Consider the following 14,542-nt stretch of genomic DNA (forward strand, 5'->3'; position numbering starts at 1 on the left):
CTTCGTTCGGTGAGCAGACTCGGGAGCGTAACGATGGCGAATGACGAAGATGTGCATGTGACCACGACCGAAGCGCGCGGCGCGTCGCGCGGCCGGCCAGTGGGCATCGTGCTTGTGGCGTCGCTGGCGCTGATCGTGGTGCTTTTCGCCATTGTTTATTTCACGGGCGGCCTGACGGTCTGAACGTCGACTTCAAACTTCGACGAGCTTTGCCTATATCAATCGAGGCGCTGCTCCCCGACGCTGCTTTTCTGGGCCGTATGCATGATCAATGACGAAGCGGAGCACGCGCGCGACGACGAGGTCGCACCCGTCCCGCATGAGTCCCTGTCCGACGACGATTTCAAGGCACAACTCGCGATCGTCATTCCGCATCTTCGTGCGTTCGGCAGGTCGCTGTCCGGCAACCGCGACGTCGCGGATGATCTCGTTCAGGAAACGCTGCTGAAGGCATGGGCGGCGCGCAAGCGCTTCCAGGCCGGCACGAACATGCGTGCGTGGACCTTCATCATCTTGCGCAACCTCTACCTGTCGCAGATGCGGCGCGCGCGCTTCAAGGGCGAATGGGACGACCTTGCGGCCGAAAAGCTGCTGGCGGCGCCGGCGGGGCAGGACAAGCATGTGGAGCTTGGCGACATGCAGCGCGCGTTGCTGCATCTGCCCCAGCCGCAGCGCGAGGCGCTGATCCTGGTGGGGGCCGGCGGGTTCGCCTATGAGGAAGCGGCCGAGATCTGCGGCGTCGCCGTGGGCACGATCAAGAGCCGCGTCGCTCGCGGCCGGGTCGCCCTGGAGGCGATCCTGACGGACGGATCGTTGCCGGCCCGCGCCGATGGCGACACCCGCGCCGGGCGCACGCCGCTCGACAGCATCATGGACGAGGTCGACAGCCTGACGCGCCCCAGCGACGGCTGAGCGCGGGGTCAGTCCTGACGTCCGATCACATCAGGCGGTCGAGGCTGCGCTTCAGATCGGCGGGCAGGGTCGAGCGATCCTCACGGTAGACCTGGCGCAATGCGCGCCCGATCCCCTCGGCCGACAGCGCAACGGTGCTGCGCGCGTCGAAGACGGCGATGCGTCCCTGGTTATGATGGCTCTTGACAATCACGTCCTGAGAACGACCGATCGGGGCGAGAGTTGCGCCGTGATGTTGAGATGGCCTGCCGGAACGATGGTGCGGTGACGGAGCCCCGACGCCTGTTCGCCGATGTCGAGGCGCGCGCAGCAGACCATTCGCCGCACCTTCGGCGCCTGATGGAGCGCCATTCCGACGTCGTCGCCGCATGGCGGGCGGGAGTGCAGCCGGCCTGGAGCATCGAGGCCGATCGGCCGATCGGTCAGGCGCTTCGGCGGCTGAAACAGCGCTGGTCATTGTGGCTGGCGCTATCCGATCTCGGCGGGATGCCGCTGGAGGCGGTGACGCGGGGGCTGTCGGACCTTGCCGACCTGACGCTGGATCGCGCGATCGACGCGGCGCTCGCGGAGCGTGGCGGCGGCGCGGGGTTCGTCGCCATCGCGCTCGGCAAGGGCGGCAGCCGGGAGCTCAACTTCTCCTCCGACATCGATCCCATCCTGCTGTTCGATCCCGAACGACTGCCGTGCCGCGCGCGCGAGGATCCGGCCGAGGCGGCGGTTCGCATCGCCCGGCGCGTGGTTGAGCTGATGCAGGCGCGCGATGCCGACGGCTATGTGTTCCGCATGGACCTGCGATTGCGCCCGGCATCGGAGGTGACGCCGATCGCCCTGTCGGTCGACGCGGCAATCATGCACTATGAATCCAGCGCGCTTGATTGGGAGCGGGCCGCCTTCATCCGCGCACGCGCGGCGGCCGGAGATGTGGCGCTGGGCGAGCGGATGCTGGCGACGATCCGCCCGTTCGTGTGGCGGCGCTCGCTCGATTTCGGGGCGATCGACGCCATCCGCGCGCTGACCCGGCGCATCCGCGCGCATGGCGGGGCGGTGCCCTTCGGCCCCGGCTATGACCTGAAGAAGGGGCGCGGCGGCATTCGCGAGATCGAGTTCTTCGCGCAGATCCACCAGCTGATCCACGGCGGGCGCGATCCCGCGCTGCGCGTGCCCGCCACGCTGGATGCGCTTGCGGCACTGGGCCGGGCCGGTCGGATCGATCCGGACGTGGCCGCCCGCCTTGCCGACGCCTACCGGATCCTGCGCACGGTGGAACATCGCCTGCAGATGGTCGACGATCGCCAGACCCACCAGCTGCCCGATGGCGAGGCATTGGACAATGTGGCGCGGCTGCACGGCCTGCCGGACGGCGACGCCCTGCTCGACCTCCTTCGACCGCATGTCGATCTGGTCGGCCGGACCTATGATGCGCTGGACGGAGACGTGCCCACTCCCCAGCAAGGTGCGGAACCCGACCCTGCCGCGCGCTTTGCGCGCTTTGCCGATCCCGACGCCGCGGCCGACCGGATCGACCGGTGGCGGCGGGGCGTGCCGCGTGCGCTGAAGAGCGAGGCGGCGACCAGCGCGCTGGAACGCACGCTGCCGGCGCTGATCGATGCGCTGTCGCACGCGCCCGACCCGGACGGCGCGCTGGTGCGGGCCGACCGCCTGGTCGAGCGGCTGCCGAGCGCTGTGAACATCTTTCGCCTGCTGGATGCGCGGCCGGCGCTGCTGACGCTGTTTGTCGCGATCTGCGCGCATGCCCCGGCGCTGGCCGATGCGCTCGGGCGGCGACCGACGCTGATGGATGGCCTGATCGACGCCAGCGCGCTGGAGCCGGTGCCGTCGGTCGACGCGCTGGTCGCGGCCTGGTCGCGCGGGGACGGGCAGGAACCCTATGAGCTGCTGCTCGACCGGATCCGCGCCGAGGTGGCGGAGCGGCGCTTTGCTCTTGGCGTCCAGATCGTGGCGGCGGCGGCCGACCCGATCGACGTGGCCGCCGGCTATTCGCGCGTGGCGGAAGCGGCGCTCCAGCTGCTCACCCGTGCCACCATCGCGGATCATCAGCGCAGCCATGGCCGGATCGCGGGCGCGGGCCTGATCGTGCTTGCGTTCGGGCGGCTGGGCGGGGCGGCGCTGACGCATGCGTCCGACCTCGACCTCGTCTTCCTGCACGATGGCGTGCCGGGCGAGCAATCGGACGGCGGCAGGCCGCTGGATACCACCCGATATTTTAACCGGCTGGCGCAGCGAGTGACGGCGGCCCTGTCGGTGCCGACGGCGGCCGGACCGCTCTATCCGGTCGATACGCGATTGCGGCCGTCCGGCATGGACGGGCTGCTGTGCGCCTCCGTCGAGAGCTTTGCCGACTATCAGCGCGGCGCGGCGTGGACGTGGGAGCATATGGCCCTGACGCGCGCCCGGGTCGTGTTCGGGACGGCCGAACAGCGCGGGCGGCTGAACGACATCATCCTGGAGACGCTGCGGCGCCCGCGCGATGCCGCGACGTTGCGCGCCGACGTTGTGGGGATGCGGGCGGAAATGGCGCGCCACAAGCCCGCGCAAGGCGAGCTGGACGTGAAGCTGGAACGCGGTGGCCTCGTCGATCTCGAATTCTGCGTTCACCACCGGCAGCTTGCGACAGGAACCGCGCTGGTCCCTGAGCTTGCCCGCGCGATCGCGATGCTGGTCGAGGGCGAGCAGCTTCCGCCCGATTTCGTCGATGCACATGCGGTGCTCAGCCGGATGCTCGTGACCCTGCGGCTGGTGGCGCCACGCGACGAGGCGCTCGACCCGCCGACCCAGGCGCTGGTCGCGGCGGCATGTCGGCTGCCCGACTGGCCTGCGCTGCTTGCGGCGCACGCGGCCGCGCGGCAGACGGTGAGCGAAGTCTGGCAGGCGATCGAGGAGGCGGTATGACCGTTGAGGAAGGAAGCATGGCGCCGGATGCGCGCTATCTGTGCCCGGATGGAAGCGAGGCGACGATCGCCGCGCACCGTGGCCGGCCGCTCGTGCTCTGGTTCTATCCGAAGGACGACACCAGTGGCTGCACCAGCGAGGCGAAAGCGTTCAGCGAGCGGGCGGCCGATTTCCGCGATGCCGGTGTCGCCCTGCTCGGCATCTCGCGCGATCCGCCGAAGTCGCATCTGGCGTTCATCGACAAGCATGCCCTGACGGTGCCGCTGGGCACGGACGAGGACGGCAGCGTGACGGAGGCGTTCGGCGTCTGGGTCGAGAAGAACATGTACGGAAAGCGCTACATGGGGATCGAGCGGGCGACCTTCCTGATCGATGCGGAGGGACGGGTCGCGCGGGCCTGGCGCAAGGTCAAGGTGCCCGGCCACGCCGAGGCGGTGCTGGCGGCGGCGCAGGCGCTGGGATGACCGGCGTGGCGGCAGCCGCGCGCGCGGTGCTGCTGACGGCCGACCCGCTGGAAAAGGTCCGCGCCGCTCGCCGGGTCGCCCGCGACTGGCGGCTGGGCCGCATCGCGCACCGCTTCGATGGCCCGCCGCTTCCCGCGCGACCTGCCCGGCCGGAGCGGCCCGAACTGCGTCGGCCGGGCGAGATGCCGAAGCGAGGGAAGGGCGGGTCCGCCGCCGGCCGCCTCGCGCTGCTCCATGCGCTGGCGCATATCGAGTTCGTGGCGATCGACCTCGCCTTTGATCTCGCCGGCCGCTTCGGCGACCAGTTCCCGCGAGCCTTCGTGGACGACTGGTTCGCGGTCGGAGCGGACGAGGCGATGCACTTCGCGCTGCTCGACCGGCGGTTGCGCACCCTCGGCAGCGACTACGGCGCGCTTCCTGCGCATGACGGCCTCTGGGAGGCCGCCGCCGCCACCGCGGACGATGCTCGCGCGCGGCTGGCGGTAGTGCCCATGGTGCTGGAAGCGCGCGGCCTCGATGTGACGCCGCAGACTGTGGCGCGCTTCGAGGCCGCGGGCGACCAGACCAGCGCGCGCATCCTCCGGCGGATCGCGGCGGACGAGATCCGTCATGTCGGCGCGGGCACGCGGTGGTTCCTGTGGCACTGCGACCAGGCCGGAATCGCACCGGTCGCAGAGTGGCAAACCCTTATTCGCCGCCACTTTAGGGACGGATTGAAGCCACCGTTCAACGACTCGGCGCGTGAGTCAGCCGGTCTGACGCGGGACTATTACAGCTGCCTTGCCGCCAACCGTAACTGATTTCACAAGCCTGTACGGGCACCGCGGGGGGCATTTTTCCGCGGCAAATCATCGATAAAGTCGCTGACCTCCGGGGTCGGCGCTCACCGGGTCGCGATCTTCTGATGAGTCATGCTCTTCCCCCTAGCAGCGCGTCGACGGGCAATCGGTTCCGCCGTCTTTTCGTCGCGCGGGATCTGTTCATCCACAATGGACGGGTCCTGAAGCGCGTCCGGCTGTCGGCCGGGGCGCAGCTGGCAATGGCCGCGGTGACGCTGGCTCTGGTCGCCTGGTCGCTGTTCGCGGCGGCGGCGATGATCGGCAACGCCGAGACCGGCCGTCACGCCGACGTCGCCAGCATGGTGGCGGTGCAGGCGCGGCTCGATCGGCTGAAGGCGGACGCGGACCTGCGCGCCGAGCGGATCGAACTGCGCCAGCGCTTCATGGCCGCGATGCTGGCGGGGGAGCGTGACGGTGAGGAGCTCGCCGCCTTCCTGCCGCCGGCCGACGGGCATGCGCATGCGGCCCCGGCGATCAACGCTCCGCTGGTCGCGGCCGAGCGGCGCCAGCTGGCCTTCGCCGATGCGGTTCGCGACTATGCCGAGGCACGTTACCGCGAAACCGCGCAGGCCGTGCAGGGGCTCGGCCTCTCGCCGCGGCGGGTCGCCGCCATGGGTGGTCCGTATGAGCCGCTCCCCGAGGGCGACAGTGCGGATGAGGGCGACCCCGAGTTTCGTGCGATGTTCCAGTCCTGGGCGCGGCTCAACCAGCTTGAGCGCGGTGTGATGTCGGTGCCGTCGGTGAAGCCCGTCGACAACCTGACCTTCACCAGCCTCTACGGCGTCCGTTCCGATCCCTTCCGCGGTGGGCGCGCGATGCACGCCGGCGTCGACATTCCCGGTCCCGTCGGCACCCCGATCTATGCCACTGCCGACGGCATCGTCCGCCGCGCCGGCTGGGCGAGCGGATATGGCAACCTGATCGAGATCGGCCACGGCCGCGCGATCGACACCCGCTACGGTCACCTGTCCGAGATCCTGGTGCAGGCCAACAGCCGCGTGCGCCGCGGCGACCTGATCGGCCGCATGGGATCGACGGGTCGCTCGACCGGCAGCCATCTGCACTACGAAGTGCGGCTCGACGGCCGTCCGGTCGATCCCACGCCGTTCCTGCGGTCGTCGGACTTCGTGCTCGCCGTGCAGGACCGCGTCGCCGCCGAGACGGCACAGGGCGGCCCGGCCGACGCACCCGCCGACGACTGATCGTCTCCTGGGCTAGAGCTCGGAGCCGTCCAGGCCGAAATTGAGGCGGCGGGTGACGTTGTAGTCGACGATCGCCACCAGGAAATAGGCAGCGCCCCAGCGGAGGCGCTGAAAGACGCTTCCCCAGCCACTGACCTCGTCGAGCGCGATTTCGCGCGATTGCGCCGTCTCTTCGTCGAAGTAGCGCCGCATGCGATCGGCGAAATCCCGATCCCTGATCCGCACCATGATCTCGAGATTGAGGTGCAGGCTGCGGATGTCGAAGTTCGCCGACCCGATATAGACGAGGTCGTCGATCACGAACAATTTGCTGTGCAGCTTGGTCGGCTGATATTCGAACACGCGCACCTGCTTCTTGAGCAGACCGCGATAGAGGAAGCGGGCGGCGCCGATGGTTGCGCCGTTGTCCGACTTCGACGCCGTGATGACCCGGACGTCGCCGCGCCGGCCCGCCCGTTCGAGCCGCCGCAGCATATAGGGTCCGGGCGCGAAGTAGGCGGCGATCATCCAGAAGTGGCGGGCAACCTGCAGATCGTTCCGGATGGTCCGCAGCCACGGGCTCAACCGCCGCGCCGGGCCGCCCAAGAGCCACCGGATGGTCTCGTCGCCGCTGTTCCAGTTCTGCAACCGCCGTCGGAGGTCGCGGCCCTTGGACCGCTTCTGCGCCGTCCAGTCGAACAGCGCGTCGAAGTAGTGCACCGCCGGCAACACCGCCGGGCCGGCGATGCTGAGACCCAGATCGCGCCAGCCACCATCCTCGACCGTGCGGAAATAATCGTCCTCCACGTTGAAGCCGCCGACCAGGGCAATTGTCTCGTCCGCGCAGGCCAGCTTCTGATGGTTGCGCAGCAGGTAGCGCCGTCCGATCGTCGGATGGAACCGGCAGACGGTGCCGCCGGCCTCGCGGAGCGGGGCAAAGAAGCTGTCGTCCGCGTCGCTGCCGAAGCCGTCGACGATCAGCCGGACCTCGACGCCCCGCTTCAGCGCCACGACCAGCGCGTCGCGCACCGCCCGGCCGCTCTCGTCTTCCGCATAGATATAGTAGAGAAGTCGGAGCGTGCGGCGCGCCCCCTCGATCAGCGACAAGAGCGCGGCGCGCTGCTCCGGTCCGGTCTCCAACAGGTCGAGCCGGTTGCCTGCGACGCGAACAGCGCCCCCCGAATGGTCATCATGGTGCCCATCGCTCATGCCCGAGTGCTGTCGCGTCGCGGTTGTGGATGCAAGCGGCAAAGCGGCTTTTGACGGGAAGGCGCGTATCTGGTAGGTCGCGTCCTTTCCGAACATCTGAACTTCACGGAGCATCGATGGCCCGCGTCACAGTCGAAGATTGCGTCGACAAGATCCCCAACCGCTTCGACCTGGTGCTGATGGCGTCGCAGCGTGCGCGCCAGATCTCCAGCGGTGCCGAGCTGACGCTCGACCGGGATCGCGACAAGAACCCGGTGGTCGCGCTGCGCGAGATCGCGGAGGAGACGGTGGCGGTCGACGATCTGCACGAGGGGCTGATCGCCTCGCTGCAGCGCGTACAGGTGGACGACGAGGAAGCGCCCGACGCGGTGGGCTCGCTTGCCGCCTCGGCCGAGGCGCTCCGCCTCACCGCCGCTGCGCCGCCGCGCAACCAGAATCTGGGTGCCGACTACGAGTAGGTCGAGGCACCGACTGCTTCAGGAGGGCGGGGGGAGCGATCCCCTCGCCCTTTTTCGTGGCCCTGTTCCGGGGGAGGGTACGCGGGAGGGTGACCAAAATGAAAAGGGGCGCCGGACCCTGGCCCGGCGCCCCTTTTCGCATCCAGTCGGGTCCGGTCAGCCCGAATAATAGAGGTCGTACTCCACCGGGCTCGGCGTCGTTTCCCAGCGGCTGTTCTCTTCCCACTTCAGCTCGGCATAGGCGTCGATCTGGTCCTTGGTGAACACCTCGCCGCGCAGCAGGAACTCATGATCGGCCTCGAGCGCCTCGAGCGCCTCGCGCAGCGATCCGCAGACGGTCGGCACATGGGCGAGCTCGGCCGGCGGCAGGTCGTAGAGGTTCTTGTCCATCGCCTCGCCGGGATGGATGCGGTTCTCGATGCCGTCGATGCCGGCCAGCAGGATGGCCGCATAACAGAGATACGGATTGGCGAGGGCGTCGGGGAAGCGGAACTCCACGCGCTTGGACTTCTCGCCCGAGCCATAGGGGATGCGGCACGAGGCCGAGCGGTTGCGGCTCGAATAAGCGAGCAGCACGGGCGCCTCGAAGCCCGGCACCAGCCGCTTGTAGCTGTTGGTGGTCGGGTTGGTGAAGGCATTCAGCGCGCGGGCGTGCTTGATGACGCCGCCGATGAAGAACAGGCACATCTCGCTAAGGCCGGCATAGCCGTTGCCCGCGAACAGCGGCTTGCCGCCATCCCAGATCGAGAAATGGGTGTGCATGCCCGACCCGTTGTCGTCCTTGATCGGCTTGGGCATGAAGGTCGCGGTCTTGCCGTAGGCATGCGCCACCTGATGCACGACATATTTGTAGATCTGCATGCGATCGGCGGTTTCGACCAGCGTGCCGTAGGTCAGGCCAAGCTCGTGCTGCGCGGCCGCCACCTCATGGTGATGCTTGTCGCAGGGCAGACCCATCTCGATCATGGTCGAGACCATCTCGCCGCGGATATCGACGGCGCTGTCGACCGGCGCGACCGGGAAGTAGCCACCCTTGGCGCGCGGCCGATGGGCAAGGTTGCCGGTCTCGTACTCGCGACCCGAATTGCCGGGCAGCTCGACATCGTCGATCTTGTAGTAGCTGGTCGCGTAGCTGTTCTCGAACCGCACGTCGTCGAACATGAAGAACTCGGCCTCGGGCCCGACATAGACGGTGTCGCCGAGCCCGGTCGACTTCAGATAGGCCTCCGCGCGCTTCGCCGTGGAACGGGGATCGCGGGCGTAGAGCTCACCCGTCGAGGGCTCGACGATGTCGCACACCAGGATCAGCATCGGCGTGGCGGAGAAGGGGTCGATGTAGACCGCGTCCAGATCCGGCTTCAGGATCATGTCGCTTTCGTTGATGGCCTTCCAGCCGCCGATCGACGAGCCGTCGAACATCAGGCCGTCGGTCAGTTCGTCCTCGCCCATCACCTTGGCGACCATCGTCAGGTGCTGCCACTTGCCGCGCGGATCGGTGAAGCGCAGGTCGACCCACTCGATCTCGTGCTCCTCGATCATCTTCAGAATGTCGGAGGCCGTATTCGCCATGATGATGATGCCCTTGTTGAACCAGGTGGTGCCGGTCGCCCGGCGGTAACATGCGCCCGATCGCCGGCCAGGTCACGCGGCCGGCGAACGGGGATCAGATTGCGTCCGCGTCACGCTCCCCCGTGCGGATGCGGAGCGCGGATTCGATGGTGCTGACGAAGATCTTGCCGTCGCCGATGCGGCCGGTCTGCGCGGCGGCGGCAATGGCCTCCACCACACGCGGCGCGACGGCATCGTCGACCACCACCTCAAGCTTCACCTTGGGGAGGAAATCGACGACATATTCCGCGCCGCGATAAAGCTCCGTGTGCCCCTTCTGGCGGCCGAAGCCCTTTGCTTCGGTGACGGTGATCCCGGACACGCCGACCTCGTGCAGCGCTTCCTTCACCTCGTCGAGCTTGAAGGGCTTGATGATCGCTTCGACCTTCTTCACCGCCGAGTCCCCCATTTTGTGTGCACTGCAAAATAATCAGCATGACGAAGCGGTGACAAGCCCCGCCGGTGCCGGAGCCCGCCATTTATACGCATCAAAGCTGCGCAGCGGCAGCCGGCTGCGACAAAATGATGCGCCCGATCGTCAGGCTGTGGGAGCGTAGGGGCGGTCGAGGCCGGCCGGCGAGAGCGTGAAGATCTCGCAGCCGTCTTCCGTGATCCCGATCGAATGCTCGAACTGGGCGGATAGCTGGCGGTCGCGGGTCACGGCCGTCCAGCCGTCGTCCAGCACCTTCACGTCGGGCTTGCCGATGTTCACCATCGGCTCGATCGTGAAGAACATGCCCGGGCGCAGTTCCGGACCCGTGCCCGGACGGCCGGCGTGCACAACCTCCGGCGCATCGTGGAACAGGCGACCGAGGCCGTGGCCGCAGAAATCCCGCACGACGCTGTAGCGGCGGCTTTCGGCATGGCTCTGGATCGCGTGGGCGACGTCGCCCATTCGCGCGCCGGGCTTTGCCGCCTCGATGCCCAGCATCATCGCTTCCCAGGTGGTGTCGACCAGCCGCCGTGCCTTCACGCTGACATCGCCGACCAAGTACATGCGGCTGGAATCGCCGTGCCAGCCATCGAGAATGGCGGTCGCGTCGATGTTGACAATGTCGCCGTCCTTCAGCGTCCGATCGGAGGGAATGCCGTGGCAGACGACATGGTTGATCGAGATGCAGCTCGAATGCGTATAGCCGCGGTAGCCGAGCGTGGCGGGCACGCCGCCGCCCTTCAGCATCGTTTCACGGATCACGGTGTCGAGCGACTCCGTGGTCGCGCCTGGAACGGCCAGCGCCGCAACCGCGTCCAGCGCCTCTGCGGCCAGACGCCCGGCGCGGCGCATTCCGGCGAACGCCTCCGGCCCGTGCAGCTTGATGGTGCCGTCGCGGGCGGGAAGGTCGAGGTCGGAAGCTTGGACGTAGCGGGTCATGGTGCCGATATAGCCGCTCGACCGGCTGGCTCCAACCATTTGGGGGCATTGACGCGGCGCGCCGCCCCGCGCCAAGGCAAGGGCATGGACAGCTCGCGCATCTGGACGGCCGCCCTGATCGTGATCGGCGACGAGATCCTGTCGGGTCGCACCGCCGACAAGAACGTCCAGCAGATCGGCTTGTGGCTGAACCTGCAGGGCATCCGCCTGGCGGAGGTGCGAGTGGTGCCGGACGTCACGGCCGTGATCGTGGAGGCGGTGCAGGCGCTGTCGGCGCGCAACGACTATCTGTTCACCACCGGCGGCATCGGGCCGACGCATGATGACATCACGGTGGATGCGATCGCCGAGGCGCTGGGCGTCCCGGTGGTGGTCCATCCGGACGCGCGCGCGATCCTGGAGCGATATTACGAGACGCGCGGCGGCCTGACCGATGCGCGGCTGCGCATGGCGCGGGTTCCGGAAGGGGCGACGCTGATCGAGAACCGCATGTCGGGGGCGCCGGGCATCCGCCATGGGCGCATCCACATCCTGGCGGGCGTGCCGCACATCACGGCGATGATGCTGGAGGCGCTCAGCGGAACGCTGGAGGGTGGCGCGCCGCTGCTGTCGCGCACCGTCGGCGCATGGGTGGCCGAGAGCGAGGTCGCTGAGCTGTTGCAGCATACCGAAAAGGCCCATCCCGGCTGCCAGATCGGTAGCTATCCCTTCTTTCGCGACGGGCGCGTGGGCGCAAACTTCGTGATCCGGTCGGTCGATGCCGACCGCCTGGATGCCTGCGCCGGGGACCTGACGGCCGCGCTTGAGGCGCTGGGCATCACGGTGGCCGCCGACGCCATCTGATCCGCCAGCGTGGCGGATATGGAAGCCCGCCAAGCAGGCGGCTTTTTTAACTAATCCTGGTCAAGGGAAGGGGGTGCTACTTTCCCGGACCAGCGAAGACGCCGTGCAGGCCGACTACCGGCGGCACTTCCTGTATCCGCTCGCGGCGGTTCTTGTCGCAGCCGGCGCCGTCATGATCGGCCTTCTCCTGTGGCTGACCAGCGTGACCGACATCCGCCAGGCGCGGCAGGAAGCGGAGATGGCGCGGCTGCTCGTCTGGAGCCGCATGGACTTCATGGCGCGCAACATGAGCGATTACGCCACCTGGGACGATGCGGTGACGTACCTCGTCACGGATCTCGACATGGACTGGGCGGCCGACAACATCGGACCCTATCTGTTCGAGGCGCAAGGCTACGAACACAGCTTCGTCATCGATGCGCGTGATCGGACCGTCTTTGCCAGCGACGGGGATCGGGTGACGCGGGCCGATGCGCGCAGCGTGCTTGGCCCCGTGCTCGATCAGGAGCTCGCTGCGCTTCGCCGCACGCCGCCGGGCAGGGATGTGCGGCGCACCGGCCAGGTGCTCGTGAACGGGCGACTGGCAATCTACAGCATCGCGGCCATCATTCCGCATCCGGGGCGCGTCCGCTTGCCGGCAGGCCCTGCGACCTATCTGCTCATGGTGGACGTCCTGTCGCCGCAGCAGCTGTCTACGCTTGGCCGCGAACGCGGGATCGACGCGCTTCGCTTCGCCCCCGGCGCACCGGCCGATGCCGACGGATCGCACACCCTGCGGATGACCGCAGACGATCAGGCCGGCCATCTGACCTGGGCGGCGGCAAAGCCCGGGACCGCGATGCGGAACCGTGCCCTGCCGGTCCTCGGGCTGCTGATCCTCCTGCTCGCGGGCGTGGCGGCGGGGGTCCTGCGTCGCTGCCGGCTGTCGATCGAGCAGACACGCCAGGCCACCGCACAAGCGGATGCAGACGCAGCGGAGGCCCGGCGCGCGCTTTCCGCCCTGACCACGGCGCAGGACGCCGCTGCCGCGGCGGATGCCGAGGCCAAGCGGCGCCTGGAAACGGTGGTGATGGAGGTTCGCGCGGAGAACGACGCCCTATCAGGGCGCGTGGCGGCGTCGCGCGCGGCAGCCCTGGCCGAGGCGCGGCGCGATCTTGAGCGCGGGCTGGCACCCGTGCTCGCGACGCTGGGCCAGCAGGGCATGATGCTGGCGGTCGCATCGGAACGGATGCGCGAGCAGGCCGGGCAGCTCGGCGCGCTGGTCACGGCGGCGACCGCCTCCGTCGCGGAGACGCAGCGTTGCCTCGACACGCTGGTGCCGGATGCGCGTGCCTGTGCGGAGGCCGGCGACCAGATCGACCGCGACACCGCCGACGGGCTTAGCGAGGTTCGCCGCGCAGGTGCTGACGCCAGCCGGATCGGCGGCAGCGTGGCCGCGCTCTCCGCTTCCCTCGACGAAGTAGACACGGTGGTGGACGCGATCGACTCGCTGGCGAAACAGACCAACATGCTGGCGCTCAACGCGCGGATCGAAGCGGCCCGGTCGGGTGCGGCAGGCGAGGGATTTGCCGTCGTCGCGCGTGAGATCAAGCTGCTGGCCGACGGCACGTCCGACCTGACCAAGAAGGTGTCGGAGCAGCTGTCCGGACTGCGCGGCCATGCCGGGGACACGGTGGCGCTGGTGGAAACGATCACCGATGCCATGCGGCGCACGGAGCAGGCGTCGGGCGCGATCGGCGATGCGGTGCGGCGGCAGGTGGACGGCATGGTGCGGATCGGCGGCGGCATCGACCGGGTGGCGGACACCGGCCGGGCGACGGCCGCGGCGATCGCGGACGCGCATTCCGCGGTCGCCGCCGGGCACGAGGCCGCCGACCGGATGGACGAAGTGGCGATGCAGCTTTCCGAAACGCTGCGGTCGCTGGACAGCGGCGTCGCCGCGTTCGTGCGCCACCTGGAGGCGGCATGATCGCGCTGCAGGATCATGGCGCACCGCCCATGGTCCTGGCGATGCCCGCTGCCGGGTTGGCGGAGCGCGCGACCGGCCCCCGTCCGAACCGCGATCCGGCAGCCGTGCCCGCCGGCATGCCGCCGGAGGAGGCGACCAGCCTGTCGGCCAACCTGTCGGTGGTCAGCGATTATGTGTTCCGCGGGGTCAGCCAGTCGGACGGGGATCCCGCCATCCAGGCGAGCGTGGAGGTCGCCGCGCCCAGCGGCTTCTATGCCGGGACGTTCGCGTCCAACAGCACGGCCTATGACGGGGCCGATGTCGAGGTCGACCTGTATGGCGGCTACCGCTTCGACCTGGCGGGGATCGGCCTGGACGCCGGGGTCATCTCCTATCTTTATCCCGGTGCCCGTCAATCGAGCAGCATCGAGCTGCACGCGACGGGCGGCATCGCCGTGGCAACGGGCGAGATCCGGGCCGGGATCAGCTATGCGCCCGAGCAGGTGGCGCTCGGAGCGGGTGACGGCCTTTACCTGTTCGCCGAAACGGAGATGGCGGTGCCGCGCACGCCGCTGACGCTGCGCGGCCATGTCGGACGCGAGCGGGGCGTCAATGTGGGTGAGGGCAGCAAGGTCGACTGGCTGATCGCCGCGGATGTGGCGCAGGAGCCGCTCACCCTTTCCATCGCATGGGTCGGCGCGACCTACGGTGACCCGGCAGACGGAGAGCATGTCGGCAAGATCGTCGGCTCGGTTTCGCTCGACTTCTAAGGGTCGCTTCAGGGCTGGCCGCGTGCGG

The 14,542-nt window shown here is 68.7% G+C and carries 15 protein-coding genes; 10 read left to right on the plus strand and 5 right to left on the minus strand.

The genetic code is table 11. From position 1 onward, the window contains the following. Nucleotides 1–33 precede the first annotated feature (33 nt). Nucleotides 34–183: a hypothetical protein gene (locus GGR88_RS00750; RefSeq protein WP_167952032.1), complete on the plus strand. Its 150-nt coding sequence runs from the start codon at nucleotides 34–36 to the stop codon at nucleotides 181–183. Between the two features lie 81 nt (nucleotides 184–264). Beyond that, nucleotides 265–912 (plus strand): sigma-70 family RNA polymerase sigma factor, encoded by a 648-nt coding sequence (locus GGR88_RS00755; RefSeq protein WP_167952034.1) that lies wholly within the window; start codon nucleotides 265–267, stop codon nucleotides 910–912. Nucleotides 913–937: 25 nt separating this feature from the next. Here the strand turns inward: GGR88_RS00755 and GGR88_RS00760 are convergent, their stop codons facing one another. Further along, nucleotides 938–1,105 carry a hypothetical protein gene (locus GGR88_RS00760; protein WP_167952036.1) on the minus strand — a complete coding sequence of 56 codons (168 nt, stop codon included), beginning with the start codon at nucleotides 1,103–1,105 and terminating at the stop codon, nucleotides 938–940. A gap of 146 nt (nucleotides 1,106–1,251) precedes the next feature. Here GGR88_RS00760 and glnE point away from each other — a divergent pair, with 146 nt between their 5' ends. The 4 genes from glnE to GGR88_RS00780 all read left to right on the plus strand — a co-directional run bounded on the left by glnE (nucleotide 1,252) and on the right by GGR88_RS00780 (nucleotide 6,327). Beyond that, entirely contained in the window at nucleotides 1,252–3,822 is a 2,571-nt protein-coding gene (gene glnE, locus GGR88_RS00765) for a bifunctional [glutamate--ammonia ligase]-adenylyl-L-tyrosine phosphorylase/[glutamate--ammonia-ligase] adenylyltransferase (RefSeq protein WP_245196494.1), read from the plus strand. Next, nucleotides 3,819–4,286 (plus strand): peroxiredoxin, encoded by a 468-nt coding sequence (locus tag GGR88_RS00770; RefSeq protein ID WP_167952040.1) that lies wholly within the window; start codon nucleotides 3,819–3,821, stop codon nucleotides 4,284–4,286. Before glnE ends, GGR88_RS00770 begins: the two co-directional genes overlap by 4 nt. Further along, nucleotides 4,283–5,086, plus strand: a complete 804-nt coding sequence (locus GGR88_RS00775) for a ferritin-like domain-containing protein (RefSeq protein ID WP_167952042.1) — start codon at nucleotides 4,283–4,285, stop codon at nucleotides 5,084–5,086. The genes GGR88_RS00770 and GGR88_RS00775 overlap by 4 nt, the downstream gene beginning before the upstream one ends. 104 nt (nucleotides 5,087–5,190) lie before the next feature. Further along, nucleotides 5,191–6,327, plus strand: a complete 1,137-nt coding sequence (locus GGR88_RS00780; RefSeq protein ID WP_167952044.1) for a M23 family metallopeptidase — start codon at nucleotides 5,191–5,193, stop codon at nucleotides 6,325–6,327. A gap of 12 nt (nucleotides 6,328–6,339) precedes the next feature. Here GGR88_RS00780 and GGR88_RS00785 read toward each other — a convergent pair whose 3' ends face one another. Further along, complete coding sequence (locus tag GGR88_RS00785) at nucleotides 6,340–7,515, minus strand: phospholipase D-like domain-containing protein (RefSeq protein ID WP_167952046.1); 1,176 nt, start codon at nucleotides 7,513–7,515, stop codon at nucleotides 6,340–6,342. A gap of 116 nt (nucleotides 7,516–7,631) precedes the next feature. Here GGR88_RS00785 and rpoZ point away from each other — a divergent pair, with 116 nt between their 5' ends. Then, a complete protein-coding gene (gene rpoZ, locus GGR88_RS00790) occupies nucleotides 7,632–7,973 on the plus strand; it encodes a DNA-directed RNA polymerase subunit omega (RefSeq protein ID WP_167952048.1) in 342 nt (113 codons plus the stop codon). A 156-nt stretch (nucleotides 7,974–8,129) separates the two neighbouring features. Here the strand turns inward: rpoZ and glnA are convergent, their stop codons facing one another. From glnA to map, 3 genes are all read right to left on the minus strand, one after another. Further along, nucleotides 8,130–9,542, minus strand: a complete 1,413-nt coding sequence (gene glnA / locus GGR88_RS00795) for a type I glutamate--ammonia ligase (RefSeq protein WP_167952050.1) — start codon at nucleotides 9,540–9,542, stop codon at nucleotides 8,130–8,132. A gap of 94 nt (nucleotides 9,543–9,636) precedes the next feature. Next, entirely contained in the window at nucleotides 9,637–9,975 is a 339-nt protein-coding gene (locus tag GGR88_RS00800; protein ID WP_167952052.1) for a P-II family nitrogen regulator, read from the minus strand. A gap of 144 nt (nucleotides 9,976–10,119) precedes the next feature. Beyond that, nucleotides 10,120–10,953 (minus strand): type I methionyl aminopeptidase, encoded by an 834-nt coding sequence (map, locus tag GGR88_RS00805; RefSeq protein WP_209023244.1) that lies wholly within the window; start codon nucleotides 10,951–10,953, stop codon nucleotides 10,120–10,122. 84 nt (nucleotides 10,954–11,037) lie between these two features. Here map and GGR88_RS00810 point away from each other — a divergent pair, with 84 nt between their 5' ends. The 3 genes from GGR88_RS00810 to GGR88_RS00820 all read left to right on the plus strand — a co-directional run bounded on the left by GGR88_RS00810 (nucleotide 11,038) and on the right by GGR88_RS00820 (nucleotide 14,514). Continuing rightward, nucleotides 11,038–11,796 carry a competence/damage-inducible protein A gene (locus GGR88_RS00810; protein WP_167952054.1) on the plus strand — a complete coding sequence of 253 codons (759 nt, stop codon included), beginning with the start codon at nucleotides 11,038–11,040 and terminating at the stop codon, nucleotides 11,794–11,796. Nucleotides 11,797–11,869: 73 nt separating this feature from the next. Beyond that, nucleotides 11,870–13,765, plus strand: a complete 1,896-nt coding sequence (locus GGR88_RS00815) for a methyl-accepting chemotaxis protein (protein ID WP_167952056.1) — start codon at nucleotides 11,870–11,872, stop codon at nucleotides 13,763–13,765. Beyond that, nucleotides 13,762–14,514, plus strand: a complete 753-nt coding sequence (locus GGR88_RS00820; protein WP_167952058.1) for a TorF family putative porin — start codon at nucleotides 13,762–13,764, stop codon at nucleotides 14,512–14,514. The genes GGR88_RS00815 and GGR88_RS00820 overlap by 4 nt, the downstream gene beginning before the upstream one ends. Nucleotides 14,515–14,542 lie beyond the last annotated feature (28 nt).

This window comes from Sphingomonas jejuensis, from assembly GCF_011927695.1.
Taxonomy (GTDB): domain Bacteria; phylum Pseudomonadota; class Alphaproteobacteria; order Sphingomonadales; family Sphingomonadaceae; genus Sphingomonas_K; species Sphingomonas_K jejuensis.

Bases quoted from the DNA above. Each gene is read 5' to 3' on its own strand.
- GGR88_RS00750 (WP_167952032.1), top strand. From the start codon at position 34: ATGGCGAATGACGAAGATGTGCATGTGACCACGACCGAAGCGCGCGGC.
- GGR88_RS00755 (WP_167952034.1), top strand. From the start codon at position 265: ATGATCAATGACGAAGCGGAGCACGCGCGCGACGACGAGGTCGCACCC.
- glnE (WP_245196494.1), top strand. From the start codon at position 1,252: ATGGAGCGCCATTCCGACGTCGTCGCCGCATGGCGGGCGGGAGTGCAG.
- GGR88_RS00770 (WP_167952040.1), top strand. From the start codon at position 3,819: ATGACCGTTGAGGAAGGAAGCATGGCGCCGGATGCGCGCTATCTGTGC.
- GGR88_RS00775 (WP_167952042.1), top strand. From the start codon at position 4,283: ATGACCGGCGTGGCGGCAGCCGCGCGCGCGGTGCTGCTGACGGCCGAC.
- GGR88_RS00780 (WP_167952044.1), top strand. From the start codon at position 5,191: ATGAGTCATGCTCTTCCCCCTAGCAGCGCGTCGACGGGCAATCGGTTC.
- GGR88_RS00785 (WP_167952046.1), bottom strand. From the start codon at position 7,515: ATGAGCGATGGGCACCATGATGACCATTCGGGGGGCGCTGTTCGCGTC.
- rpoZ (WP_167952048.1), top strand. From the start codon at position 7,632: ATGGCCCGCGTCACAGTCGAAGATTGCGTCGACAAGATCCCCAACCGC.
- glnA (WP_167952050.1), bottom strand. From the start codon at position 9,542: ATGGCGAATACGGCCTCCGACATTCTGAAGATGATCGAGGAGCACGAG.
- map (WP_209023244.1), bottom strand. From the start codon at position 10,953: ATGACCCGCTACGTCCAAGCTTCCGACCTCGACCTTCCCGCCCGCGAC.
- GGR88_RS00810 (WP_167952054.1), top strand. From the start codon at position 11,038: ATGGACAGCTCGCGCATCTGGACGGCCGCCCTGATCGTGATCGGCGAC.
- GGR88_RS00820 (WP_167952058.1), top strand. From the start codon at position 13,762: ATGATCGCGCTGCAGGATCATGGCGCACCGCCCATGGTCCTGGCGATG.